This window comes from Dyella amyloliquefaciens, assembly GCF_004296575.1.
Taxonomy (GTDB): domain Bacteria; phylum Pseudomonadota; class Gammaproteobacteria; order Xanthomonadales; family Rhodanobacteraceae; genus Dyella; species Dyella amyloliquefaciens.
The window spans coordinates 552,495-577,451 of record NZ_SAYT01000002.1; the positions used below are offsets into that span (position 1 = coordinate 552,495).

General features: G+C 65.5%; 20 protein-coding genes. 6 read left to right on the plus strand and 14 right to left on the minus strand.

Translation table 11 applies throughout. The annotated features are described in order from the left end of the window. The first annotated feature begins 7 nt into the window (after positions 1-7). Both EPB08_RS07020 and EPB08_RS07025 read left to right on the plus strand, forming a co-directional pair. The gene (locus EPB08_RS07020) at positions 8-3,196 is read left to right on the plus strand and encodes an efflux RND transporter permease subunit (protein ID WP_130618345.1); all 3,189 of its coding nucleotides are present in this window, start codon (positions 8-10) and stop codon (positions 3,194-3,196) included. Then, complete coding sequence (locus tag EPB08_RS07025) at positions 3,193-4,671, plus strand: efflux transporter outer membrane subunit (protein ID WP_130618346.1); 1,479 nt, start codon at positions 3,193-3,195, stop codon at positions 4,669-4,671. The genes EPB08_RS07020 and EPB08_RS07025 overlap by 4 nt, the downstream gene beginning before the upstream one ends. 904 nt (positions 4,672-5,575) lie before the next feature. On the opposite strand, the gene gltX is transcribed toward EPB08_RS07025, so the two are convergent. Together gltX and EPB08_RS07035 are read right to left on the minus strand one after the other, a co-directional pair. Then, on the minus strand, positions 5,576-6,976 hold the full coding sequence (gene gltX / locus EPB08_RS07030) for a glutamate--tRNA ligase (RefSeq protein ID WP_130618347.1): 1,401 nt from the start codon (positions 6,974-6,976) through the stop codon (positions 5,576-5,578). 194 nt (positions 6,977-7,170) lie between these two features. Next, entirely contained in the window at positions 7,171-7,605 is a 435-nt protein-coding gene (locus tag EPB08_RS07035) for a DUF4399 domain-containing protein (RefSeq protein ID WP_130618348.1), read from the minus strand. Between the two features lie 168 nt (positions 7,606-7,773). Between EPB08_RS07035 and EPB08_RS07040 the strand changes: the two genes are divergently transcribed. Next, on the plus strand, positions 7,774-8,934 hold the full coding sequence (locus EPB08_RS07040) for a glycosyltransferase family 4 protein (protein WP_130618349.1): 1,161 nt from the start codon (positions 7,774-7,776) through the stop codon (positions 8,932-8,934). A 24-nt stretch (positions 8,935-8,958) separates the two neighbouring features. After that, on the plus strand, positions 8,959-9,504 hold the full coding sequence (locus EPB08_RS07045; RefSeq protein ID WP_130618350.1) for a phosphatase PAP2 family protein: 546 nt from the start codon (positions 8,959-8,961) through the stop codon (positions 9,502-9,504). Positions 9,505-10,478: 974 nt separating this feature from the next. On the opposite strand, the gene accD is transcribed toward EPB08_RS07045, so the two are convergent. From accD to trpB, 3 genes are all read right to left on the minus strand, one after another. Next, a complete protein-coding gene (gene accD / locus EPB08_RS07050) occupies positions 10,479-11,351 on the minus strand; it encodes an acetyl-CoA carboxylase, carboxyltransferase subunit beta (protein ID WP_130618351.1) in 873 nt (290 codons plus the stop codon). 186 nt (positions 11,352-11,537) lie between these two features. Then, positions 11,538-12,335, minus strand: coding sequence for a tryptophan synthase subunit alpha (gene trpA, locus EPB08_RS07055; protein WP_130618352.1), 798 nt, complete (start codon positions 12,333-12,335; stop codon positions 11,538-11,540). After that, positions 12,332-13,540, minus strand: a complete 1,209-nt coding sequence (trpB, locus tag EPB08_RS07060) for a tryptophan synthase subunit beta (RefSeq protein ID WP_130618353.1) — start codon at positions 13,538-13,540, stop codon at positions 12,332-12,334. Before trpB ends, trpA begins: the two co-directional genes overlap by 4 nt. A 105-nt stretch (positions 13,541-13,645) precedes the next feature. On the opposite strand from trpB, the gene EPB08_RS07065 reads away from it, so the two are divergent. Beyond that, entirely contained in the window at positions 13,646-14,542 is an 897-nt protein-coding gene (locus EPB08_RS07065; protein WP_130618354.1) for a LysR substrate-binding domain-containing protein, read from the plus strand. A gap of 242 nt (positions 14,543-14,784) precedes the next feature. Here the strand turns inward: EPB08_RS07065 and EPB08_RS07070 are convergent, their stop codons facing one another. The 9 genes from EPB08_RS07070 to prmB form a co-directional block, all read right to left on the minus strand. Beyond that, positions 14,785-15,405, minus strand: coding sequence for a phosphoribosylanthranilate isomerase (locus EPB08_RS07070; RefSeq protein WP_130618355.1), 621 nt, complete (start codon positions 15,403-15,405; stop codon positions 14,785-14,787). Beyond that, positions 15,402-16,169: a tRNA pseudouridine(38-40) synthase TruA gene (gene truA / locus EPB08_RS07075; protein ID WP_130618356.1), complete on the minus strand. Its 768-nt coding sequence runs from the start codon at positions 16,167-16,169 to the stop codon at positions 15,402-15,404. Before truA ends, EPB08_RS07070 begins: the two co-directional genes overlap by 4 nt. A 105-nt stretch (positions 16,170-16,274) precedes the next feature. Next, complete coding sequence (locus tag EPB08_RS07080; RefSeq protein ID WP_130618357.1) at positions 16,275-18,671, minus strand: motility hub landmark protein FimV; 2,397 nt, start codon at positions 18,669-18,671, stop codon at positions 16,275-16,277. A gap of 179 nt (positions 18,672-18,850) precedes the next feature. After that, positions 18,851-19,147, minus strand: a complete 297-nt coding sequence (locus EPB08_RS07085) for a hypothetical protein (RefSeq protein ID WP_130618358.1) — start codon at positions 19,145-19,147, stop codon at positions 18,851-18,853. After that, the gene (locus EPB08_RS07090; protein ID WP_130618359.1) at positions 19,147-20,175 is read right to left on the minus strand and encodes an aspartate-semialdehyde dehydrogenase; all 1,029 of its coding nucleotides are present in this window, start codon (positions 20,173-20,175) and stop codon (positions 19,147-19,149) included. The genes EPB08_RS07085 and EPB08_RS07090 overlap by 1 nt, the downstream gene beginning before the upstream one ends. A gap of 121 nt (positions 20,176-20,296) precedes the next feature. Further along, positions 20,297-21,313 (minus strand): 2-hydroxyacid dehydrogenase, encoded by a 1,017-nt coding sequence (locus tag EPB08_RS07095; protein WP_130618360.1) that lies wholly within the window; start codon positions 21,311-21,313, stop codon positions 20,297-20,299. 49 nt (positions 21,314-21,362) lie between these two features. After that, positions 21,363-22,451, minus strand: a complete 1,089-nt coding sequence (gene aroC / locus EPB08_RS07100; RefSeq protein WP_130618361.1) for a chorismate synthase — start codon at positions 22,449-22,451, stop codon at positions 21,363-21,365. Between the two features lie 34 nt (positions 22,452-22,485). After that, a complete protein-coding gene (locus EPB08_RS07105) occupies positions 22,486-23,043 on the minus strand; it encodes a GNAT family N-acetyltransferase (protein WP_130618362.1) in 558 nt (185 codons plus the stop codon). 6 nt (positions 23,044-23,049) lie between these two features. Next, positions 23,050-23,976 (minus strand): 50S ribosomal protein L3 N(5)-glutamine methyltransferase, encoded by a 927-nt coding sequence (gene prmB, locus EPB08_RS07110; RefSeq protein ID WP_130618363.1) that lies wholly within the window; start codon positions 23,974-23,976, stop codon positions 23,050-23,052. Between the two features lie 94 nt (positions 23,977-24,070). On the opposite strand from prmB, the gene asd reads away from it, so the two are divergent. Beyond that, positions 24,071-24,916, plus strand: a complete 846-nt coding sequence (gene asd / locus EPB08_RS07115) for an archaetidylserine decarboxylase (RefSeq protein WP_130618364.1) — start codon at positions 24,071-24,073, stop codon at positions 24,914-24,916. The last annotated feature ends 41 nt before the right edge of the window (positions 24,917-24,957 follow it).

Consider the following 24,957-nt stretch of genomic DNA (forward strand, 5'->3'; position numbering starts at 1 on the left):
ATCGATCGTGTTCAAAGGCCTCGTCGCGTTCGCGCTGACCCGCCGTGCCATCGTGATGATGGCGCTGGCTGCATTCATCATCGCGGGCCTTGTCGCCTACGCGAAGCTCAACATCGAGGCCTATCCGAACCCCGCGCCGGTGATCCTTGAAATCACCGCACAGGCGCCAGGCTTGTCCGCGGAAGAAATGGAGCGCAGCTATACGCGCCCCATGGAAGTGGGCCTGGCCACCACACCCGGTGTCGAGAGCATTCGCTCCACTTCGTTCTACGGCCTGTCGTTCGTGCGCGTCACCTTCAAGTACGGCACCGACTACTACTTCGACTACACGCAGGCCGCGCTGGCCCTGCAGCAGAACGTCAGCCTGCCCAACAACGTGCAGCCGCAGATCCAGGCATCCAGCCTGGTGGGTGAGATCTTCCGCTATCAGCTGGTCGGGCCGCCCTCCATGAGCCTTACCGAGCTGCGCACGCTGCAGGACTGGGTAGTCACCCGGCGCCTGCTGTCGGTGTCGGGCGTGGCGCAGGTGGTGACCTGGGGCGGTACCACCAAGGAATACGAGGTGGATGCCGACCTCGCCAAGCTGCAGGGTTATGGCATCACCCTGCCCCAGCTGGTGAGCGCCATCGGCAATGCCAACAGCAACGTGGGCGGCCGCACCATCAATGTCGGCCAGCAGTCGGTGAACATCCGCGGCATCGGCCTGATCAAGAATGTCGACGACATCGGCAACACCGTGCTGAGTCAGAACAACGGCACGCCGGTGCTGGTGAAGGACGTAGCCAAGGTGAAGCTTGGCGCCGTGCCGCGACTTGGGCGCGCCGGACGCGACAATCAGGACGATGTAGTCACCGGCATCGTGGTCATGAACCGCACGCTGCAGACCAACGAAGTGGTGGCGCGGGTCCAGGACGAAGTAGGCAAGCTCAACAGCGACGGCACGCTGCCACCGGGCGTGAAGCTAGTGCCGTTCTACGACCGCTCCACGCTCGTGGCCGTCACCACGCACACCGTGCTGCACAACCTCATCTTCGGCTGTCTGTTGGTCTTCCTGATCCAGTGGGTCTTTCTCGGCGATCTGCGCAGCGCCATCATTGTCAGCGCGAACATCCCGGTGGCATTGTTCTTCAGCATCATCATCCTGGTGCTGATGGGCGACTCGGCGAACCTGCTCTCCCTGGGCGCGGTGGACTTCGGCATCATCGTCGATTCGGCGGTGATCCTCATCGAGAACATCTTCCGGAATTTCCAGAAAACCCAGGAAGAACGCCAGGAGCTGCTGCACGAGTCGGTGCAGAGCGACCTCGGCGCCTACATGCGCGGCGGCGCAGCACACGGCTGGACGGATCGCCTGCGCCTGCTCTTCATCAGCGCCATGCAGGTCGATCGTGCGGTGCTGTTCTCCTCGGCCATCACGGTGGCGGCATTCATACCGCTGTTCACCATGCAGGGCGTGGAAGGCCAGATCTTCAACCCCATGGCGCGTACCTACGCCTATGCGCTGTCCGGCGCGCTGATCGCCACCTTCACCATTTCGCCCGTGCTGGCCTCGTTGCTGCTGCCCAAGCATGTCAAGGAGACCGAAACGGCCTTCGTGCGCGCGATCCGTCGCGTCTATACGCCGGTGTTGCGCTGGGCGCTGGCCCGTCGCCGCACCACGGTGGGCCTGGGCGTGGGCTTCCTGCTGTTGGCCGCACTGCTGCTGACCCGCGTGGGCACCGAGTTCCTGCCGGCGCTGGAGGAAGGCAATCTGTGGATCCGCGCGTCGATGCCGCCCACCATCTCGCTGGAGGCTGGCGCGGACAAGGTAAACACGCTGCGCCACATCCTGCTCAAGCACCCGGAAGTGGTGACGGTGGTATCGCAGCATGGCCGGCCCGATGACGGCAGCGACGCTTCCGGCTTCTACAACGTCGAACTGTTCGTGCCGCTGAAGCCACAGGACGACTGGCCCAGCGGGCACACCAAGGAGAAGCTTGTCGCCGAACTGCAGAGCGAGTTCGAGAACGCCCTGCCCGGTGTCGAGTTCAACTTCTCGCAGTACATCCAGGACAACATCGAGGAAGGCCTGTCCGGCGTGAAGGGTGCCAATTCGGTGAAGATCGTCGGTCCCGAACTTCCCGAGCTCGAACGTCTCGCCGACGAGGTGATGCACGAGATGCAGAAGGTGCGTGGCGTGCAGGACCTCGGCGTATTCCACGTCCTGGGCCAGCCCAACCTCAACATCACCGTCGACCGTGCCAAGGCGGCGCGCTACGGCCTCAATACCGGCGACATCAATACCGTGGTGCAGGCCGCCGCGGGCGGTGCGTCCGCCACGACCGTGCTGGAGGGCGAACGCCAGTTCGACCTGGTGGTGCGCCTTGCACCGCAGTACCGGCGCAGCATCGAAGACATCGGCAACATCCAGGTGGGCTACAGCCTGCCGAACGGCGGCAACGGATACGTGCCGCTGCGGGACGTCGCCAGCATCACTCTGGATACCGGTGCGTCGTACATCTATCACGAGCGCAACGAACGCTTCGTGCCGGTGAAATTCAGCGTGCGCGGGCGCGACCTGGGAAGCACCGTCGAAGAGGCGCAGCAACGCATCGCGCAGCATGTTGCCTTGCCGCCCGGTTATCACCTCACGTGGGCGGGCGAGTTCAACGACCTGCAGCAGGCCAAGCAACGCCTGGCGGTGGTGTTGCCGATCGCGGTCGGCCTGATCCTGGCGTTGCTGTTCGCGCTGTTCAATTCCTTGCGCGACAGCCTGCTCACGCTGGCCGCGATTCCGTTCTCCATCGGCGGCGGCATAGTCGCGCTCCACCTGTCGGGACTGGATTTCAGCATCTCCGCGGCGATCGGCTTCGTCTCGCTGTTCGGTGTTTCGGTGATGAACGGCATCCTCGTCATCACCTACTTCAACCACCTGATATTCGCGGGCCACACACCGCTGGATGCCATGATGCAGGCGGCCGAGCAACGCATGCGCCCCATGCTGATGACCGCCCTTTCCGCCTGCATCGGTCTGCTGCCCGCCGCACTTTCGCAGGGCATCGGCAGCCAGGTGCAACGCCCGCTGGCTACGGTGGTGGTGGGCGGCATGCTGATCGGTCCGGTGATGTTGCTGGTCGTCGCGCCCGCACTGCAGGTGCTGGTAGTGGAATGGTCGCAGAAGCGACGCCAGCGTCGCCTGGCGAGGAGCGCGCCATGATGCTTTCACTCAGGACGTGGCGTCACAGCGTGCTCGCAACGACGCTTGCGGTCTGCGCAGGTTGTGCGGTCGGCCCGGACTATCAGCGCCCGTCCACGCCCACGCCCGCCCGTTTCACCCGCGAAGCGCTCGGCGATACGGCCGGAAGCCAGAACGGCGGCACGCAGCAATGGACATCCAGCGAGGCGATCAGTCAGACGTGGTGGGAGGTATTCGGGTCCGAAGCGCTCAATGCCCGCGTGCAGCGCGCGCTTGCGCACAACCCGGACCTCGATGCCGCCATGGCGGCATTGCGCCAGGCCCAGGAGAACGTGGCGGCACAGCGGGCCACGTTCTTCCCCAGCGCCCAGCTGGGCTACGCGCCCTCGCGTCAGCGTGACGCCGTGGGCACGCTCTCGCCGACGCTGACGGCGGGCTCGACCTATTACACGTTGCATACCGCGCAGCTCAGCATCAGCTACGCACCTGACGTATTCGGACTCAACCGGCGCACCGTGGAGTCGTTGCAGGCGCAGGCCGACAACCAGCGTTTTCAGCTGGAAGCCGCGCGCCTGAGCCTTGCGGCCAACGTGGTCAACACGGCCATCCAGGAGGCCTCGCTGCGTGCGCAGATCGATGCGACCAACACGGTGATCGACGCCCAGACCCGCGCGCTGGCGATCCTGCACGACCAGGCCCGACTGGGTTATGCCTCCGCCCTCGACGTGGCCGCGCAGGAAAGTGCCCTTGCGCAGGCGCGCCAGGCGCTCCCCGGCCTGCAGAAGCAGCTGCAGCAGAACCGCGACCTGCTCGCCGTGCTATGCGGCGACACACCCGACCAGGCTGGTGCACTGGAGTTCGACCTGGAGCACCTGACGCTGCCGGTGGCGCTGCCACAAGCCGTACCCTCGCAACTGGTGACGCAACGCCCGGATGTACGCGCGGCCGAGGAAAGCGTGCATGACGCCAGTGCCCAGGTTGGCGTGGCGCTGGCCAATCGCCTGCCGCAGCTCACCTTGTCCGGCGCCTACGGCGGCAGCGCGACATCGTTCACGCGCATGTTCACCGACGACAATATTTTCTGGGTGCTGGCTGGAAGCGTCACCCAGACGGTGTTCGATTTCGGTGCACTCAAGCACAAGCAGCGCGCTGCCGAGGCAGCGTTGCAGCAGTCGGCCGCGCAGTACCGTGGCGTGGTGCTTGGGGCATTCCAGAATGTAGCTGACACCTTGTATGCCATCGACAGCGATGCGCGTGCGCTTGCTGCGGCGGACGATGCCGAAAAGGCCGCACAGCGCACGCTCACTCTCACGCAGAAGCAGCAGCAGCTGGGTTACGTCAATTCGCTGGCATTGATCAATGCGCAGCAGGCGTATGAGCAGGCACGGATTTCGCGGGTGCAGGCGCAGGCGGCGCGACTCAGTGATACGGCGGCGTTGATTCAGGCGTTGGGGGGTGGGTGGCAGGACTCTTCTGGGACGAAGAAGTCGGGGTGATCGCTTCAGGGCAATCCACCATGGGTTCTCCCTTGAGATAGCGCGATCTGGCTCGCCTGCAGCGGGCTTCCGAGCCGCTGCCGCGGCCCGGGTCACTTTCTCTTGCATGCCCAAGTCCCACAGGGATTAGCTTCGCGTCAGAAAGTAACCAAAGAGAAAGGCACCCCGCGTGGCGCTGGCCGGGCTGCGCCCAGCCAGTCCGTGAGGGGCGGCCGGGCTTTTCGACCGGGCTCCTGCCCGGACGAAAAGTGCCCGACGTCCTGTCGGGCACCCCTGCGGGGCCTGATCGTCCACCCCTCACCGCCACACAGGGGACGGTCTAAGGCTCGTGCCGCTGCGCGGCACATCGCGTTGTAGAGATGCGCGTCATCGTTCGTTGTGGGAGCGCACCCTGTGCGCGACCGCAGAGGTGATGCCCTACGCCGCGGTGGCGCACAGGGTGCGCTCCTACAGAGAGGAGGGTCCCGCTCTTCGCTTTGACTCTTGATCTCCCCTCCCCTATGCCGCGGCGGGCGGGTGGAGGAAAGCCCGAAGGGTGGCCGGCAAGGACGCCGGCCAGTTTGTCGTCAGGGCAGGATGCCCTGTCGACAAACCCCGCAACCCGCCCGCGTACCTTCCGCGCGTCAGCCCGGAAGGCGCGAAATGGGGTGGCCTCTCTTTTGGTTACTTTTCTCTGGCCATACAGAGAAAAGTGACCCGGCCTCCGGCAGGAGGTCGGAAGCCCGCGGCAGGCGAGCCCAGTCGCGACGACGCCTGGAAGAGCAAAAGTCACTGGATCCCTGCTTTTGCAGGGATGACGACGTAGGAAGAGTTTTCGCCAGAACAACGCCTTTGCAGCGCTCAGGCAAAACGCAACCGACCCGCTTCCTCGAACCAGTGATGCAAGCGCCTCAACTTTTCCCGATCAACCCTGCGCCTTCGCAATCGCGTCATCAATCCGCTTGAGCGCCACCTCGCGCCCCGCCAGATAAATCGTGTGATCGATTGACGGCGACACCTGCGTACCCGTCATCGCCACGCGCAGCGGCTGGGCGATCTTGCCCATACCGAGCTCCAGCTTCGCCGCCACCTGCTCGATCACGCCATGGATCGACTCGGGCTTCCACTCCACGTCCGCCAGCAGCCCCTTGGCCGCTTCCAGCACGGCGACGGCGCTGTCGTTCTTCAGATGCTTGGCGACAGCCTTGTCGTCCCACTCGACGATCGGGCCGTACCAGATCTTCGCGCGCTCGGCCATTTCCTTCAGCGTCTGCACGCGGTCGCGCAGTGCGACGATCACGTCAGCGGGCTTTGGCCACGTGCTGAAATCGATGCCGGCCTGCGTAAGGTGCCACTCGAACTCCGGCACGATTGCGCTCGGCTCTTCGGTCTTCAGGTAATGCTGGTTGAGCCACGACAACTTGGTCACGTCGAAGCGCGAGGCAGCCTTGTTGACGTCGCCGATGTCAAACAGGCGAACCATCTCCTCCTCGGAGAAGATTTCCTGGTCGCCATGCGACCAGCCCAGGCGCACCAGGTAGTTGAGCAGCGCGTGTGGCAGGAAGCCGTCATCGCGGTACTGCATGACGCTCACGGCGCCGTGGCGCTTGCTCAGCTTCTGGCCATCGGGGCCGAGGATCATCGGCAGGTGGGCGAATTCCGGCACCGGCGCGCCCAGCGCCTTGTAGATGTTGATCTGGCGCGGCGTGTTGTTCACATGGTCGTCGCCACGGATCACCTCGGTGATGCCCATGTCGATATCGTCCACCACCACGGCGAAGTTGTAGGTGGGCCAGCCATCGGAACGGAAGATCACCAGGTCGTCGAGCTCGGTGTTGCTCCACTCCACGCGACCCTTCACCTTGTCGTCGAACACCACCGAGCCTTCCAGCGGGTTCTTGAAGCGGATCACGCGGTTCGGATCGTCGCGGTACGGCTCGTTGCGATCGCGGTAGTAGCCGTTGTAGCGGGGCTTCTCGCCCTTGGCCATGGCCTCGTTGCGCATTGCCTCGATCTCGTCCTTGGACTCGTAGGCGTAGTAGGCCTTGCCGGCCTTCAGCAACTCGTCGGCCACCTGCTTGTAACGCTCGAGGCGGGCGGTCTGGTAGATCGGACCTTCATCGTGGTGAAGACCCAGCCAGTTCATGCCATCCAGGATCGCCTGCACGGCTGCCTCGGTGGAGCGCTCGCGGTCGGTGTCCTCGATGCGCAGCACGAACTGGCCGCCGCGGCGACGCGCTTCCAGCCAGCAGTACAGCGCCGTGCGGGCGCCGCCGATGTGCAGGAAACCGGTGGGACTGGGGGCGAAGCGGGTGCGTACGGTCATGGGATCCAGCGGGGGACGCGAAAGAAGTCGCCCATTTTAGCCGATACCGGCTCGGGAGCCGACCGCCCGCCCAAAACGATTGCCCCATGTATGCCCTAGCGCCGCTGATACCCGATATCCGGGCGCGGAAGGCCAGTGGCCATGCCCCTGGGCACCAGAGCGGCTTGCCGGCCTTTGCAGGCCGGCGGCCAGGGTCACTTCACCGTGATGGTGACCGGCTTGGAAACAATCGGCGGGTCGAACGGCACATGGTTCTCGTCGCCCAGCTCCAGTTGCAGGACATGCTTGCCCGGCGCGAGCTTGACGGTGGTTTCGGTCTGGCCGTTGCCGAAATGCAGGTGGTGCTCATCCTTCGGAATCGGCTGGCCGGCAGCCGGCATGTCCGTCACGTCCACCAGCAGGTGGTGATGGCCGGTACCTTCCTTCTTCACGCCCGCCGGCGCCACGCCCATGCCCTTGAGGCCGAACTGGACCGTGACTTCGGAACCGACGATGGCGCCATCCTTGGGCGAGATGATGTAGACCTCCGCACCCGCCGGAGCCTTCGTGACCGGGACGCCCGGTGCATCGGCGGCGAAAGCGCCACCGGCAGCAACGGTGAGCGCGAGTGCTAGCAACATGCGTTTCATCGAAGTGTCTCCGCGGTGACAAGTCCCCGCAGTGTAACCACGAAATGTCATGAGGGTGTCGACTGCATCCGATCGCATGACCATCGTCACGTGGGCGTCATGCGCGCGCCACGCGCCCGCAACGCCCACAGAGGAACCTGCACCGGGCCAGCCAACGGTAATCTCCAAGTGCGCATCGGCATTGTCAGCGAGACCTATCCACCCGAAATCAACGGCGTGGCACTGACCGTGCACAGCCTCACCGCGGGACTCGCGGCGCAAGGGCACACGGTCGATCTGATCCGTCCCCGTCAACAGCAGCCTTTCCAGGACGAGCCAGGCATCGTCGCACTCGATGTCCCCGGTGCATCGCTGCCGCGTTACCCCGGCCTGCGTTTCGGCTGGCCCGCAGGCAGCCAGCTGCGCGAGCGATGGACGCGACTGCGCCCCGATGCCATCTATGTCGCGACCGAGGGACCGCTGGGTTGGTCGGCGATTCGCACGGCCAAGCGCCTGGGCATCCCGGCAGCCACTGGCTTCCATACCCGCTTCGATACCTATGCCGATCACTACGGCGTGGGCTTTCTCACTCCCATCGTCCGTGGCTACCTGCGGCGCTTTCACCGGCGTGCTGCCGCCACGCTGGTGCCCACCGATGCACTGGCCGCCGAACTGACAGCGCTGGGCGTCGACACCGCGCGCCTGCTGCGTCGCGCGGTCGACACGCAACTGTTCCATCCGCGCCACCGCAGCGCGGAACTGCGTGAAACCTGGGGCGTGGACGGCAACACGCCGGTGGTGCTGTACGTCGGACGCATCGCACCGGAGAAGAATCTCGATCTGGCCGTGCGCACGTTCCGTGCGATCCAGCAGCAGGTGCCCAAGGCGCGCTACGTGTGGGTGGGCGATGGCCCGGCCCGCGCGGCGCTGCAGGCCGCCAATCCGGATTTCATCTTCGTCGGCATGCAGCGCGGCGACGCGCTCGCCCGCCATTACGCCAGCGCCGACCTGTTTCCCTTTCCCAGCCTCAGCGAAACCTTCGGCAACGTGATTCTCGAAGCGCTGGCCGCCGGCCTGCCGGTGGTTGCGTACGAGGAAGGTGCCGCACGCGAGCACCTGATGCACGGCCACAACGGCTATCGCATCGACGCAGGCGACGAGAAGACCTTCATGGAATCGACGGTGACGCTCGCCGGCAACGCCAGCCTGATCCGCCACATGGGTCGCGCGGCGCACGCAAGCATCGCCAATCTTTCGCCGGAGGCAGTGATCCGCGAGTTCGAAAACCTGTTGCGTGAACTGGCCCAGGAGAACGTGCATGAACACCCTGCCACCGCTGCACACGCCTGACCGGGCGTGGATCACGGAGAAGCCATGAGCACACTCCCGGGCCCTCGTCTCGCCATCGACCGCCGCATGTGCGTGGCCGCCAACCGTTGGGGCACGCGTCGCGCGGTCGGCGTCTTCTTCGGCATCATCAGCCGGCTCGGTGATGGCGTGTTCTGGTATTCGCTGATGGCGGTGCTTGCCCTGGTCGACGGACGCCGCGGCCTGCTCGCCGCCGCGCAGATGGCCGTGACTGGACTCACCGCGTTGTTCCTGTACCGCCTGCTCAAGCGCTGGACGCGCCGCCCGCGTCCGTTCCGCGCCTGCCCCGGCGTAATCGCTCACGTGCCGCCGCTCGACGAATTCAGTTTCCCATCGGGCCACACGCTGCAGGCGGTGAGTTTTACCGTCGTCGCGCTGGCCTGGTACCCGCTGCTTGCACCGCTGCTGCTCACCTTCACTACGCTGGTGGGTGCATCGCGCGTGATCCTGGGCCTGCACTATCCGAGCGACGTGATCGCCGCGACCGCCATCGGCGGCGCGCTGGGTGCGTTGTCGTTGTGGTTGCTGCCGCTGCGGGCGTTGGTGGGGTGAGGCAGGCGTGCATCGCGCACTGGGTGCGCTCCTACAAGGACACGGTGCCTTGGTAGGAGCGCACCCAGTGCGCGATCCAACCTCGCCGCACCCTGCACAATTCGCCGCCATCGCGTCGCTCGCGCTTTACACTCAAATAGATAGCGTACCTATCCACAAGCTTTTCCCACATACATCCACATTGTCTGTGGAAAACGCGCCGGCCTTCGCGTGCCTGCCCGTCCGCGGATGCCCTGTTGAGTCGCACCAGCCGCTGGGCAAATCAGCATCACTGCGTCGCGACCTGTTTGGCTTCAATGAGATAGATCATCTATCCACAGGTTGCCGGAAGGCGTATCCACATCGACTGTGGAAAACCATGGCGTAGCGCAGTCGCGCACAGGGGGCGCTCCCACAAGAGCACGCGAAACGGTTGTGTGCTCAATCAGGCATCAGCATGTCGCGATGCGTTTATCGTCAACGAGATAGCGCAGCTATCCACAGGCTTCCTGTGTGCGTATCCACATTGGCTGTGGAAAACCGCAGAGGCCTTGCAACCACATCGAGCCATGCCCCTTAAAACGAACACGGAGATCGTGATGTGGGAGCGCACCCTGTGCGCGACACGGGCCGCCTCAAGCCTGCGCAATCAGACATCAGCGTGTCACGTCATCTTTACCATCAAATAGATAGCCCACCTATCCACAGCCTTCTTCCATGCGTATCCACATTGGCTGTGGAAAACCGTGGCGCACGCAGGCTGCGCTCCGCATTCGAATCGATTGCTGGTCACGTGGAACCGCTTCTGGCGCTCGACGTTGCTTGCCTCGCTCCTGCGCAAACATGCGCCACTGCGTCGTCAGGTCTTTATCTTCAGACAGATAGCGCACCTATCCACAGGCTGTTCCCGGACACATCCACACGAGCTGTGGAAAACGTCGCAAAAAAAACAGCGCCACAAGGGCGCTGTTCTTTTGCAACATGAGAATACGTGATCACGCCACGCGCGGTGCCTTCTGCATGATGCCCAGCAGGTCGGCCAGCTTGTCGCGCATTTCGCGGCGATCGACAATCATGTCGATTGCGCCGTGCTCGACCAGGAACTCCGAACGCTGGAAGCCTTCCGGCAAGGTCTCGCGCACGGTCTGCTCGATCACGCGCGGACCGGCGAAACCGATCAGCGCCTTCGGCTCGGCCACGTTGATGTCACCCAGCATGCCCAGGCTTGCCGACACGCCGCCGGTGGTCGGATGCGTGAGCACGCTGATGTACGGCACGCCGGCGTCGCGCATGCGCGCGAGCGCCGCGGAGGTCTTCGCCATCTGCATCAGCGAGAACAGCGATTCCTGCATGCGCGCACCGCCCGTGGCGGAGAAGCACACCAGGGCGCTGCGATCGGCCAGCGCACGCTCGGCAGCGCGGGTGAACTTCTCACCCACTACCGAACCCATCGAACCGCCCATGTAGGAGAACTCGAACGCCACCGCCATCAGCGGGCGACCCTTGAGGCGGCCGCTCATCGCCAGCAGCGCGTCCTTCTCGCCGGTGGATTTCTGCGCCGCGATGATGCGGTCGCGATACTTCTTGGAATCACGGAACTTGAGCGGGTCGCTCGGCTCCATGCTGGCCCACAGCTCCTGCACCGAACCCGCGTCGAGGAGCGAGTCCAGGCGCGCACGTGCGTCGATGGTGTGGTGATGGGCGCACTTGGGGCACACCATCAGGTTGCGCTCCAGCTCCGGCCGGTAAAGCACCGTGCCGCAGCCGCCGCACTTCTCCCACACGCCTTCCGGCACCTTGCCCTTGCCGCCGGTTCCGGTGGCTTCCGTGCGGGCGCGCGGAGTCATGATTTTCTGGAGCCAATTCATATCAACTCAACCTCGAAACTCGTCACCCTCTCCCCCTCGGGGAGAGGGCTGGGGTGAGGGGCCAATCTTGCCTCGGTCCGGCTTTGACACTCCTCTTTCCCGGAGTCCAAAGCCTGCACATTCAATGTCGCCCGCAAGCCCCGCCCCTCACCCCAACCCTCTCCCCGAGGGGGAGAGGGAGCAAGCTCAGGCATCGAGTGCCTTGCGTATCGGCGCCAGGAAGTCCTTGGCTCGCGCGACGACGTCATCGACGTCCTCCGCACCCGCCAGGCGCTCCACCAGCGCACTGCCGATCACCACCGCATCCGCGAAACCGGCGATGGCCTTGGCCGACTGCGCATCGCGCACGCCGAAACCTACAGCCACCGGTGCCTTGGACTTCGCACGGATATCGGCCACGCGAGCAGCAATGTCATTGGTGCTCAATCGTGCCGCACCCGTGATGCCGGCGAACGAGACATAGTACAGGAAACCCTGGGCCGACCCGCACAGCTGCACCATACGCGAGGGTGCGGTGGTGGGAGCCGCCAGCAGGATCTGCTGCAGGCCCGCGTGGCGCAGCGGCTGCAGTACGGAGGACTCCTCCAGCGGACAATCGACCACCAGCACGCCATCCACGCCGGCCTGCACGGCCTCCTGCGCAAAGCGCACGTAGCCGTGGATCTCGATGGGGTTGAGGTAGCCCATCAGCACGATCGGCGTGTCCGCGTCACGCTGGCGGAACTGCGAAACCCAGCCCAGCACGTCTCCAAGACCTACGCCCTTCGCGATTGCCCGCTCGCTGGCGTGCTGGATCACCGGGCCATCCGCCATCGGATCGGAGAACGGCACACCCAGTTCGATCACGTCGGCCCCGGCATCGACCAGTGCGTGCATCAGCGCAACGGCATGCTCAGGCGACGGATCACCCGCGGTGACGAACGGAATGAGCCCAGTGCGTCCCGCGGACTTCAACTGCTCGAAACGACGATCGATGCGGCTCATACCTGCACTCCTTCGCGTGCGGCAATCGTGTGCACGTCCTTGTCGCCGCGACCGGAGAGGTTGCACAGCACCAGGCCGTCCTTCGGGTATTCGCGTGCCAGCTTGATGGCCTGCGCAACGGCATGGCTCGATTCCAGCGCGGCGAGAATGCCTTCGGTACGCGCCAGCAAGTGGAATGCCTCCAGCGCCTCGTCATCGGTGACGCCCACGTACTCGGCGCGGCCCGCATCCTTCAGGAATGCGTGCTCCGGACCCACGCCCGGGTAGTCGAGACCAGCCGACACCGAATGCGTTTCGGTGATCTGGCCGTTGTCATCGCACAGCACATAGGTGCGATTGCCGTGCAGCACGCCAGGACGACCCGCCGCCAGCGAAGCCGCATGGTGTCCCGTGGCAATGCCCTCGCCTGCTGCTTCGGCACCCACGATGCGCACCTTCTCGTCATTGAGGAACGCATGGAACAGGCCGATCGCATTGGAGCCACCGCCCACGCAGGCGGTGATCACGTCCGGCAGGCGGCCGAATTGTTCCTGCACCTGCACGCGCGCCTCGCGGCCGACGATGCTGTTGAAGTCGCGCACCATCAGCGGATACGGGTGCGGTCCGGCCACGGTGCCGATGATGTAGAAGGTGTCGGCCACGTTGGTGACCCAGTCGCGCATCGCTTCATTGAGCGCGTCCTTGAGCGTCTTCGAGCCGGAGGTGACCGGCACGACTTCCGCACCGAGCAGCTTCATGCGGTAGACGTTGATCTTCTGGCGCTCGATATCCACGGCGCCCATGTACACCACGCACTTCATGCCGAAGCGTGCGGCCACCGTCGCGCTCGCCACGCCGTGCTGGCCCGCGCCGGTCTCCGCGATGATGCGCGGCTTGCCCATGCGCTTGGCCACCAGCGCCTGGCCGATGGTGTTGTTGATCTTGTGCGCGCCGGTGTGGTTGAGGTCTTCGCGCTTGAGCAGGATGCGCGCACCGCCCACGTGCTGCGACAGGCGCTCGGCGTAGTACACGGGACTGGGACGGCCCACGTAGTACTTCAGGTCACGATCCAGCTCGGCCAGGAAATCCGGATCCTCGCGCAGGCGCAGGTAGGCCTCGGTCAGCTCGGCCAGGGGCGCCATCAGGGTTTCGGCGACGTAGCTGCCGCCGTAGGCGCCAAACCGCCCGTGTTCGTCGGGGTAGGCGTTGAAGTCGATCTTGCTCATGGGGATCGCTCGGAAGGAAGAAATGCTTCCGCCACCCTACCCCAGAGACCGCCTCCCCAAAAGCGATATGATGGCCACCACCTGTCAGATAAACTCACACGTGCCATGCCTCGGCCGCTACCCTCCCTGAATGCCCTGCATGCCTTTGAGGCCTCAGCCCGCCTGGGCAGCGTGAGCAAGGCTGCAGTCGAACTGCATGTCACCCATGGCGCCGTAAGCCGACACATACGCTCACTGGAGGAGGCATTGGGACTGCCCCTGTTCCAGCGCCAGGGACGAGGTCTCGCGCTTACCCCCGCCGGACAGCGCCTGCGCGACACGGCGACCGCCGCCTTCGCCCAGTTGCGCGACACGGTGGAGTCGCTGCGGCCGGAAGCAGGTCATGCGCCTTTCGTGCTGGGCTGTCCGGTGAGCCTGCTGGCGCGCTGGATGATTCCCAGGCTGGAGCGCCTGATGGCGGAACTGCCGGAACTCAACCTGCACCTGCGCCCGCAGGAGACGCCCTTCGACGATGTCCTCAGCGGCCTGGATGCGGCCGTGCTCGCCGGTGATGCGCCATGGCCCGCGTCATGGCATGTGCGCCCGCTGGTGCAGGAACGCATCGGCCCGGTGGCCAGCCCGGAGTTCGCACAAGCCCACCAACTGGCCCGACGACCACCCGATGCGGCACGAGACCTTCCGCTGCTGCAAACCCAATCGAGAGCCCAGGCCTGGAGCAAGTGGGCGGAGGCGGCCGGCATCGTCCACGTGCAGTTGCCGGCAGCGCAGAGCTATCCCCACCTGTATCACCTGATCGAAGCTGCCGTCGCTGGCCGTGGCCTCGCCATCGCACCTGAGCCACTGGTGGCTGACGACCTGGCCTCCGGGCGACTGGTCGCGCCCTGGGGGTTCGTGGATTCATCGGCGCAGTGGGTACTCGCGACGCCATCGCGCATGCCAGTCGAGCGATCGGAGGCGCTGGCGCGCTGGCTCGCCGCCGAGTTCAGACGAGCTCCTGGATAAAGCGACTGCGCATTTGCGCACCATCGCGTCGCCGCGCCTTCGCGATCAGGCAGTTAGCGCATCTATCCACAGGCTTTTCCAGCACGCATCCACATTCGCTGTGGAAAACGTATCGGTGCCTCCAGCTGTAGGAGCGCACCCAGTGCGCGATCGGTGCCGCAACGTGCCTGTGCAGCGGGCTGATGCGACAACCGTTGGCTGAGGTGAGCCGGCGAGGCTGCGGTCGCGCACTGGGTGCGCTCCTACCGTGAGGCGTTGCGCACGGCCTGGATGAAATCCGCCAGCTTGACCGGGTCCTTGATGCCCGGCGCGGATTCGACACCACTGGCGACATCCACCGCCCACGGTCGTGCCACGCGAACGGCCTCGCCCACGTTCGCCGGGGTGAGGCCACCCGCGAGAATCAACGGCTGCGCGAGATCGTTGGGCATCAGCGACCAGTCGAAGGTCTTGCCGCTGCCGCCTGCCTCACCGAGGCCATGCCCGTCCAGCAGCAGCCCAGCCGCGGACGGATAGCGCCGCAGCTTGTGCAAGGCCACCTTGCCCTCGCCCATGGCAATGGCCTTGAGAAAGCGCCGACCGAACTGGGCGCACCAGTTGTCCGGCTCCTGGCCATGGAACTGCAGCAGATCCGGCTGTACCGCTTCGATCACTTCCTGCACGAGCTCGGCATCGTCGTCCATGAACAGCGCGACTGTGCCGACGAAGGGCGGCAAGGCATCCACGATGGTGCGTGCCTGCTCCAGCGTGACGCGGCGCTTGCTGCGCTCCGTGAAGACCAGCCCGATCGCATCCGCGCCCAGCTTCGCCGCCAGCAGTGCGTCCTCGACGCGGGTCATGCCGCAGCACTTGATGCGGGTCATTGGCTTACCTCCGCCGGCAGGCCCCAACGTGCTTCGTAGCGCGGCCCGATGAACGTCAAGCCGGAGGCGAGTGCCGTAGGACCCGCCACTTCACGGCTGCGCCCCGCCAACAGTTCGCCCATCCAGGACACCGGTTGCTCGCCGCGCCCGATCGGCAACAGCGAGCCGACGATGTTGCGCACCATGTGATGCAGGAAAGCGTTCGCCTCGATTTCGATGATGACCTGCTCATCCTCGCGACGGACGCTCACGCCCAGCACTTCGCGACGCGCATGAGCCGCCTGGCAGGAGATCGCGCGGAATGCGCTGAAGTCGTGTTCGCCCATCAGGACCTGCGCCGCCTCGTGCATGCGCACGGCATCCAGCGGCAGCCGCTCCCATGTCACGTAGCGCGCGTCGAGTGCGGCGCGCACCGGTCGATTGAGAATGCGATAGCAGTAACGCCGGCTGCGCGCGGAAAAACGTGCATGGAACGCCTCGTCCACCGGCTGTGCCCACAGCACCGCCACGCTGGGCGGCAAGTTGGAGCAGGTGCCGAGCACCCAGCCGCGCAGGTCGCGTTGCACTTCGGTGTCGAAATGCACCACCTGGCAACGCCCGTGTACACCCGCATCCGTGCGCCCCGCACAGGTCACTTCCACGGGATGCGCGGCAACGAACGACAACGCCTTCTCCAGCGCGCCCTGCACGGTGTCGCCGTGGGTCAGCCGCTGCCAGCCGGAGAAATCGGTGCCGTCGTATTCGATGCCAAGGGCAAGTCGCATGAAGGGAAAACGCCATCTACGGGAACGACAAGGGTAACAGGCCCCAAACGCACTCGGGCCGGCAAAGGCCGGCCCGAGCGGGGTTTGCTGCGATGACGGAGCGCGTCAGTGGATGCTGTCGAGCAGGCGCTTGGCCACGTCCTTCTGCATCTGCGTGCCCTCGTGGATCACTTCCTCGAGCATCGCCTGGGCACCGTCCGGATCGCCCATGTCGAGGTAGGCGCGCGCGAGGTCGAGCTTGGTATCCACCGGATCGTCGCTGAAGGTACCGATCTCGTGGTCCAGCTCGTGGGCCGGCATCTCTTCGGCTGGCTCGGCGAAAGCCCAGCTCGAACCGCTGGTCTCGAACTCTTCCTCGACGCTCTTCCCGACCGCAGCGACAGGTTCGCCCGCCGGAGCATGGGCGTGGTTTGTCGTCGGACGCGGCGTCAGGTCGAAATCGAAGTGGTACTCGCTGACCTTCTTGTTCGAGGACGAAACGTGCTGCGGCAGCGGCGGCGGCAGCTCTTCGTCGTCGTGGCCTTCGTGCTTCTCTTCGGCGTAGCGGTCCAGGTCGAAGTGATCCAGCGCGTCACGCTCTTCCTCGTCATGCACCGGCAGCGGCGCACCATGGGAGAACAACGGATGCTCGGGAACCAGGTCTTCGCCCATGTGCACGACGTCCTGCCATTCCGACTGCTGCGGATCGGCGATATGTGCGTGCATCGCCTCGGCGGCAGCCTCGAAGTGCTCCACGTCGCGGCGGCTGTAGTACAGGCTGACCAGCTCCAGGTGCAGGCCGACGTCATCCGGGTGTTCGGCAAGCTGGTCGAGCAGCTCGTCCTGATCCGGATCCAGGCTGTCCATGCCGATCGTCGGCTCGGTGCCGAAGCGGTCGGCCAGCGAGCCCGTGGAAGCGGCACCGGCGGCAGCGGCCGGCTTGCGACTGCGGCCACGCAGGCCGAGCAGAAGCAGCAGTACGGCGGCGCCAGCGCCCGCACCCCAGGCCCAGGTCTGCATGTACCAGGGTTCTTCATCAGCCACCGGCGCCGGCTTCGGCGCAGCAGGCTTGGCGACCGGCTTGACCGGGGCCGGCTTGGCAGCGGCGGTCGTGCTGGCATGTGCCGGTTCGCTGGCGGGAGACGGCGTGGCAGCCGTGGCGCTCGGCGCGCTGGCAGCCGGTGCCGGCGTGGTACCGGGCGCATTGGCCTTGACCACGGTTTCTTCCGCGGCCGGCTTGGCGGCCTCGGTCTTGGCAGCCTCGGGCTTGCTCGCTTCCGGCTTGGCGGTCGCGTCGGCCTTGGCCGGGGCGGCAGCAGCGGCAGCCGGCTGTCCAGCGGCCTTGCGGGCATCCGCCAGCTGGTGCTGCAGGTCGGCGATCTCGCTGTCCTTCAGCGAGAGCAGGCGCTCGTTCTTGCCATTGATGTCTTCCAGGTCCTTCAGGCGCGACTTCAGCTCATTGCCCTGCTGCTGCAAGGTGGTGAGCGCCTCCTGGCTGCGCAGCAGGTCCTGATGAAGGGCAGCCATGCCCTTCTCCGCCGCCTTGTCGGCGCCCTTGCCGCCCTTGCCGGCAGCGTTGTCAGCACCTTCCTTGGCCGGCACCAGGGCCAGGCGATCGCCTGAAGGCGCCGCCGTGGTCGGTGCGGACGAGGCGTTGGCGCGGGTACCGGCATCGGCCACCGTAGTCGGTGCGCGCGCGGCGCCGGAACGCCAGTCACTGTTCTGGCGCATCACTTCGGCAGCAGCGGCGGCGACCGCCGTTGCCTGGGCATCCGCCTTCGAAGGAATGCGCAGCACGGCGCCGGTCTTCAGGGCATTGACGTTGTCGCGGTAGAACGCGTCCGGGTTGGCCTGCTTGAGGGCCAACAGCATCTGGTTGAAGTCGACGCCCTCGGGGGCCGTTTCATGCGCGATGGCCGACAAGGTCTGGCCACGCTCGACCGGACCGAATGTCTCGCCAGCCGCGGCACGGGGAGCTGCCGCCGGCTTGGAAGGCTTGGCCTCGGGTGCCGGCGCCGCAGCGGCCGCCTGGCTGGTACTGCTGGCGGCCGGCGGCGTGCTGGCAGCACGGCGCGACGCCTTCGGCGCTGCCTGCGTCGGAGCGGCTGTGGCCGGCACATTGTTGGCCATGGCGCTCGGCGGATCGAGCAGGATGGTGAACTCGCGCACGCTCTTGCCGGCGGCGTTGTTCACTTCGACCAGCAAGTCCAGGTAAGGGTCGTTCACCGGTGCGGAACTGGTGATGCGGATGACCTTCTTGCCATTGGCGCCGTTGACGACGGCGAACTGCAGGGGAACCGTCGGGCCCGCGGCAACGCCCGCCTGGGCGGCATCCTCGGCGGAAGCGAGCCGTGCAGTCAGATTCTGCAGCTCGGCCGGGCTGTCGGGATTAACCGGGATTTCGGCCAGCAACGGCTGCCCCAGGGCGGATTTCACCTGGATCTGGCCCAGTTCCAGTGCGGCTGCCTGGCTGCTGCCGAGGGCGAGCGCCACCAGCATAGACAGCTTCAACGAACGATTCATCGTGTATTCCCCCGAACGACCCCGACGTTTTTATTGGCTCACCGCAAAACGGTGGCACCTGCAACGCGGTCACTTTAGTTAGGTACAAGCCAATCAACAATAGTACCGGCCAGTATTTACAACATCTTGCTGCAGTTTGTTCTTGTCTGTCCGCACCCGCCAAAGGGCCGGATTTCAACTCAGGGATGGCCGGTTCCCTGCTGGGTCGCCTGCAGCGCCTTGAGCTGGCGTTGCAGGTCGGCAATCTGCTGGTCCTGCTGCTTGAGCTTCTCGTCCGCCTGATGCGTCCGGCCTTCTTCCTTCTGGACGTCACCCTGCAACCGTTTCACTTCCCCCTGCTGGCTGGAAATGGCCTGGTCCAGCTGCTTCTGCTGGGCGGGGACCTGGCTTCCCGACGCGGAGGGGTTTTGCGCTGCCCAGGCTGGCACGGCAAGCACCAGAGCACACCACGACAGCCTGGACAGCACGACTTTCATTACAGGTAATCCTTGATGAGCAGTTCGGCGACCTGCACGGCATTCAGTGCGGCGCCCTTGCGGATGTTGTCGGCGACGACCCAGAGATCGAGGCCGCGCTCATGCGAGATGTCCTCGCGAATGCGGCCGACGAACACCGGATCCTTGCCCGCGGCGTCGCCCACCGGCGTCGGATAACCACCGGCCTTGCGCTCGTCCATCACCACCACGCCTTCGGCGTTTTCCAGCAGCTCGCGTGCCTGCTCGGCGGTGATCTTGTCGCGGGTCTCGATGTGCACGGCCTCGGCGTGGCCGTAGAACACGGGCACGCGCACCGCCGTCGGATTCACCTGGATGGTGTTGTCCTCGAGGATCTTGCGCGTCTCCCACACCATTTTCATTTCTTCCTTGGTGTAGCCGTTCGCCTGGAAGTCGTCGATGTGCGGAATGACGTTGAAGGCGATCTGCTTGGAGAACTTCTTCGGCTCCACGTCCTGGAAGCTCAGCATGGCGGCGGTCTGCTGGCCGAGTTCCTCCAGGCCGCTGCGGCCGGCGCCGGACACGGACTGGTAGGTCGCCACGTTGATGCGCTCGATACCCGCGGCGCGATGGATCGGCGCCAGCGCCACCAGCATCTGCATGGTGGAGCAGTTCGGATTGGCGATGATGCCGCGCGTGGTGTACTCGGCGATGGCGTGCGGGTTCACCTCGCTCACCACCAGCGGGATATCGTCCTGATAGCGGTACTCGGAGGTGTTGTCGATCACCACGGCGCCTGCTGCCGCAGCGCGCGGCGCGTGCTCGCGGCTCACCGAGCCGCCGGCCGAGAAGAAGGCGATGTCCACGCCGTTGAAATCGTAGTCGGCCAGGTTCTGTACGGTGACCTGTTTTCCGCCAAAGGTGATTTTTTCGCCCGCCGAACGCTCGCTGGCCAGCGGCACCAGCTCGCTGATCGGAAAATCACGCTCGGCCAGGATGGCCAGCAGGGTTTCACCCACGGCGCCCGTCGCACCGACCATTGCCACCTTGTAGCTGCTCTTCTTGCTCATGTCCCGTTATCAGGTAGGAGGAATCGGAAAATCGCCTCGCGGCACCGATCTCCGCTATGCGCGGAAATCTAGCCGGGGCAGCGCACAAAACAACCTGCGACACGCATGGGCGTGAAAGTCATCACGCTTTGGGTGTCACTCGGCTCAATACGGCCGGGTTCAGCGGCGTCGGCGGTTTTCCGGCCGACTCACCAAATCCCAGCGCCGCAATCACATTATCGACAGCCAGATTGGCCATCGCGCGGCGCGTTTCTTCGCTGGCGCTGGCGATATGCGGGCTGAGCACCACATTCTCCAACGACATCAGGTCCGGATGTACGCAAGGCTCGCCTTCGAAGACATCCAGCCCCGCTGCGGCCAGCTGGCCCTCGCGAAGCGCCGCCGCCAGTGCAGCATCGTCGACGATGCCGCCTCGCGCAACATTCACCAGCACCGCCGAGCGCTTCATCTGCGCCAGCTCCGGAGCTCCGATCGCATGCCGGTTCTCCGGCGTGAAAGGCAGCACCAGCACCAGGAAGTCCGACTGGCGCAGCAATTCTTCCTTGCTGACCAGGGTGGCGTGGCACTCGCGCTCCACTGTCTCAGGCAGTCGCGAGCGGTTGTGATACAGCACCCGCATGTCGAAGCCGAACGCGCGGCGGGCGATACCCTGCCCGATCCGCCCCATGCCGAGGATGCCCAGCGTGCGTCCATGGATGTCCAGGCCCAGCCAGTCGTCGAAGCGCATGTGGCTGCCCGGCCACTGCCCCGCCCGCAGCCAGCGCTCCGCCGCCCCGACGCGACGCCCCGACGCCAGCATCAGCGCCCAGGCAAAGTCGGCGACGCTTTCAGTGAGCACTTCGGGGGTGTTGCTGGCGAGGATCCCTGCACGGGTGAGCGCGTCCAGATCCAGATTGTTGTAACCGACACCGAGATTGGCGACGACCCTGAGACGCGCATTGCCGTCCAGTACGGCGGCGTCCACACGATCGGCCAGGCCGACCACGGCGGCATCGACGCCCGCCAGCTTCCTCTTCAGCTCATCGGCAGTGTGTCGGCGCTCGACAGCCTCGGCTTCGACATCGAAATGCTCGGCCAGGCGCGCAAGCACATCGGGGAACAACGGGCGAGATACCCAGACTTTCGGTTTGGCGGTCATCAGCTTATGGGTCTGCTCAACATCAGTTGGCGCGGCGACGCGCCAAAACTTAGGGAATACGGGGATCGACCTCGCCGACGTCGCCGCACTGCGCGCGATGGCGCAGCGCGTGATCCATCAACACCAGGGCCACCATGGCCTCGCCGATCGGCGTCGCACGAATGCCCACGCAGGGATCGTGGCGTCCCTTGGTGACCACATCGACCGGTTCGCCGGCAAGGTTCACGCTGCGGCCGGGAATGAGGATGCTCGACGTGGGCTTGAGCGCCATCGAAGCGACGATGGCCTGGCCCGAGCTGATGCCGCCGAGGATGCCGCCGGCATGGTTGGAGGCAAAGCCGTCGCGACTGATTTCATCGCGATGCTGGCTGCCGTGCTGTACCACCGCGCCAAAGCCGTCGCCGATCTCGACGCCCTTCACCGCATTGATGGACATGAGCGCGGCGGCGATATCGGCGTCGAGCTTGCCATAGATCGGCTCGCCCCAGCCCGGCGGCACGCCTTCGGCCACCACGTTGACGCGCGCACCGACGGAATCGCCGGATTTGCGCAAGGCATCCATGTATCCCTCCAGCACCGACACTTCATGCGCGTCGGGCCAGAAGAACGGGTTCTGCTCCACCACGCCCCAGTCGAACGAGCCCGGCGTGATCTCGCCGATCTGCGCCATGTAGCCGCGCACGCGCACGCCATGGCGTTCGGCCAGCCATTTCTTCGCAACCACGCCGGCTGCCACGCGCATCGTCGTTTCGCGCGCGGAGGAACGCCCGCCACCACGCGGGTCGCGGATGCCGTATTTCTGCCAGTAGGTGTAGTCGGCGTGGCCCGGACGGAAGGTCTGGGTGATGTCGCCGTAGTCCTTGCTGCGCTGGTCGGTGTTTCGGATCAGCAGCGCGATGGGCGTGCCGGTGGTCTTGCCTTCATACACGCCGGAGAGAATCTCCACCTCGTCGGCCTCGCGACGTTGCGAGGTATGGCGCGTCTTGCCGGTGGCGCGGCGATCCAGATCGGCGCGGAACTCTTCCACTGCCAGCGACAGGCCCGGCGGACAACCGTCGATCACGCAGCCGATGGCGGGACCGTGGCTTTCGCCGAAGGTGGTGACGGTGAAGAGTTTGCCGAAGGAGTTGCTGGACACGAGGCTCGTTCGTCTGCGGGGAAACCCGCACAGCTTAGCGCGATGCGGGCACCGCTGCGCTGTTTGCCGCGATTTCGCGCCACTCCCGCGCAAGCATGGCGAAAACCACGTCATCCACCCATTCGCCGCGATGCCGAAAACTCTCGCGAAAATGGGCTTCCTGGCGAAGACCCAGGGCACGCATCAGCGCCATGCACGGCTCGTTACGCGGGTCGACCGAGGCATGGACGCGATGGACGTCCAGCCGGCCAAACAGCTCGCCGAGCAGCACCTGCACGGCCTCGCGCGCAAAACCCTTCCCCTGATGCTCTGGCGCCACGGTGATGCCGAACTCGCCGAGGCCGTCTCCCGACAGGCAGAAACCCAGGTCGCCGATCAGCGCGCCATCGCGCAATCGAATGGCGCGCTGGAACCAGGTGCCAGGCGCGGGCGTCGCCGATTGATTACCGATGAAACGATCCGCATCCGCCAGCGTGACGGGTTGCCAGCCCTGGTATCGCGCCACCTCCGGATCGGAGCGGTAGCGAAACAGGACGGTTGCATCAACGGGATGCAACGCGTCGAGCCGGAGCCGCGAGGTCTCCAGCTCCATGGTCGATCAACGACCCTGGCGCGCTTGCGCTTCGGCGCGGATCGCGTCGGCGTGCTCGATCAGGTCGCGACGCTCGAGCGCGAAGACGCCCATCGCGCCGACCTTGAACTCGATCCACACGAACGGCACCTGGGGCATCAGCTCGACCAGCGCGCGCTCGCTTTCGCCCACTTCGACGATCAGCAGGCCGTCTTCGGTGAGGTAGTCCGCTGCTTCGTCGAGCATGCGGAAGCAGATGTCCAGGCCGTCCTCGCCCGAGGTGAGGCCGAGCTTCGGCTCATGACTGTACTCGCCCGGCAGCGCGGCGTATTCGTCCTCGGTGACATACGGCGGGTTCGACACGATCAGGTCGTAGCGACGGCCCGCGAGGCCGTTGAACAGGTCGGACTTGATCGCCTCGACGCGACCCTCGACGTGCTGAAACGCGATGTTCTCGCGCGCCAGCGACAGCGCCTCATCACTGATGTCGACGATGTCGACCTGCCAGTCGGGGTTGTACTCCGCCATGGCGATACCGATGCAGCCCGAACCCGTGCACAGGTCCAGCGCACGCTCGACGTGGCGGTGGTCGAGCCACGGCTGGAAGCCCGACTCGATCAGCTCGGCGATCGGCGACCGCGGCACCAGGGCGCGGCGGTCGCTCTTGAACTTCAGGCCCGCGAACCAGGTTTCGCCAACGAGGTAGGCCACCGGCAGGCGCTCGGTGACGCGGCGCTCGATCAGCGCCAGCACGCGCTCGCGCTCCTCGCCGGTGAGCTTGCCTGCGCCATAGGCCGGCGGGATATCCGGCGGCAGGTGCAGGCTGGCCAGCACCAGGTGGGTGGCCTCGTCGATCGGGTTGTCGTGGCTGTGCCCGAAGGTAAGGCCTGCCGCGGAGAAGCGGCTGGCGCCGTAACGGATGAAGTCGATGATCGAGGCGAGTTCGTGGGTCACGGCGGCTTGTCAGGCTTCAGGGGGCCGCCAAGTATAGCCGGAGCCGGGCCGTCACCCAGGCGTAATCATCCCGCGCTTCGTTCATACTTGCCGGATGACCTTCAACGTACTCCTCCAATACATCCTTCCCCACCGCGCCCTGTCGCGGGTGGTCTACTGGGCCACGCGCTGGACGTTCAAGCCGTGGAAGGACTTCCTGATCAGTACGATCGTGCGCAACTACCAGGTCAACATGGCCGAGGCCGCGCAGCCCGATCCGCTGGCCTACCAGCATTTCAATGCGTTCTTCACGCGCAAGCTGCGGCCCGACGCGCGACAGGCCGACGCCGATCCTGCCGCCGTGCTCTCGCCGGCCGACGGCAAGATCAGCCAGATGGGCCGCATCGTCGAGGGCCGCATCTTCCAGGCCAAGGGCCAGGAGTACACGGCTGCCGAACTGCTGGGCGACGAGGCCAGCGCCGCGCCGTACCGCAACGGCAGCTTCGCCACCATCTACCTGTCGCCGCGCGACTATCACCGCGTGCACATGCCCTTGAAGGGAACGCTCAGGGAAACCGTGCACGTGCCCGGCCGCATCTTCAGCGTGGCACCGTTTGCGGTGAAAGCGATTCCCCGCCTGTTCGCCCGCAACGAGCGCCTCGTCTGCCACTTCGACGGCGAGCACGGCCCGTTCGTGGCGGTGATGGTCGGCGCCATCCTGGTGTCCAGCGTGGCCACCGTATGGGACGGCCTGGTGATTCCGCCGTATGCGTCATCGATCCGCCGCAAGTCCTTCTCCGGACAGAACATTACGCTCGAGCGCTTTGCCGAGATGGCGCGCTTCAACATGGGTTCCACGGTGATCCTGCTGTTCCCGGAGGGCATGGCCGAGCTTGACCCGCTGCCCCCGCAGCAGGCAGTCAAGGTGGGGCAGCGCCTGGGCATGCAGCTCAAAGGGTGACCCTCATGGCGTCAAATTATTGACGCCCAGGGTGACGCGTT

Coding starts and splice junctions, on each gene's coding strand:
- EPB08_RS07025 (WP_130618346.1), top strand. CDS start 3,193: ATGATGCTTTCACTCAGGACGTGGCGTCACAGCGTGCTCGCAACGACG.
- gltX (WP_130618347.1), bottom strand. CDS start 6,976: ATGACCGTACGCACCCGCTTCGCCCCCAGTCCCACCGGTTTCCTGCAC.
- EPB08_RS07035 (WP_130618348.1), bottom strand. CDS start 7,605: ATGAAACGCATGTTGCTAGCACTCGCGCTCACCGTTGCTGCCGGTGGC.
- EPB08_RS07045 (WP_130618350.1), top strand. CDS start 8,959: ATGAGCACACTCCCGGGCCCTCGTCTCGCCATCGACCGCCGCATGTGC.
- accD (WP_130618351.1), bottom strand. CDS start 11,351: ATGAATTGGCTCCAGAAAATCATGACTCCGCGCGCCCGCACGGAAGCC.
- trpA (WP_130618352.1), bottom strand. CDS start 12,335: ATGAGCCGCATCGATCGTCGTTTCGAGCAGTTGAAGTCCGCGGGACGC.
- trpB (WP_130618353.1), bottom strand. CDS start 13,540: ATGAGCAAGATCGACTTCAACGCCTACCCCGACGAACACGGGCGGTTT.
- EPB08_RS07065 (WP_130618354.1), top strand. CDS start 13,646: ATGCCTCGGCCGCTACCCTCCCTGAATGCCCTGCATGCCTTTGAGGCC.
- EPB08_RS07070 (WP_130618355.1), bottom strand. CDS start 15,405: ATGACCCGCATCAAGTGCTGCGGCATGACCCGCGTCGAGGACGCACTG.
- truA (WP_130618356.1), bottom strand. CDS start 16,169: ATGCGACTTGCCCTTGGCATCGAATACGACGGCACCGATTTCTCCGGC.
- EPB08_RS07080 (WP_130618357.1), bottom strand. CDS start 18,671: ATGAATCGTTCGTTGAAGCTGTCTATGCTGGTGGCGCTCGCCCTCGGC.
- EPB08_RS07085 (WP_130618358.1), bottom strand. CDS start 19,147: ATGAAAGTCGTGCTGTCCAGGCTGTCGTGGTGTGCTCTGGTGCTTGCC.
- EPB08_RS07090 (WP_130618359.1), bottom strand. CDS start 20,175: ATGAGCAAGAAGAGCAGCTACAAGGTGGCAATGGTCGGTGCGACGGGC.
- EPB08_RS07095 (WP_130618360.1), bottom strand. CDS start 21,313: ATGACCGCCAAACCGAAAGTCTGGGTATCTCGCCCGTTGTTCCCCGAT.
- EPB08_RS07105 (WP_130618362.1), bottom strand. CDS start 23,043: ATGGAGCTGGAGACCTCGCGGCTCCGGCTCGACGCGTTGCATCCCGTT.
- asd (WP_130618364.1), top strand. CDS start 24,071: ATGACCTTCAACGTACTCCTCCAATACATCCTTCCCCACCGCGCCCTG.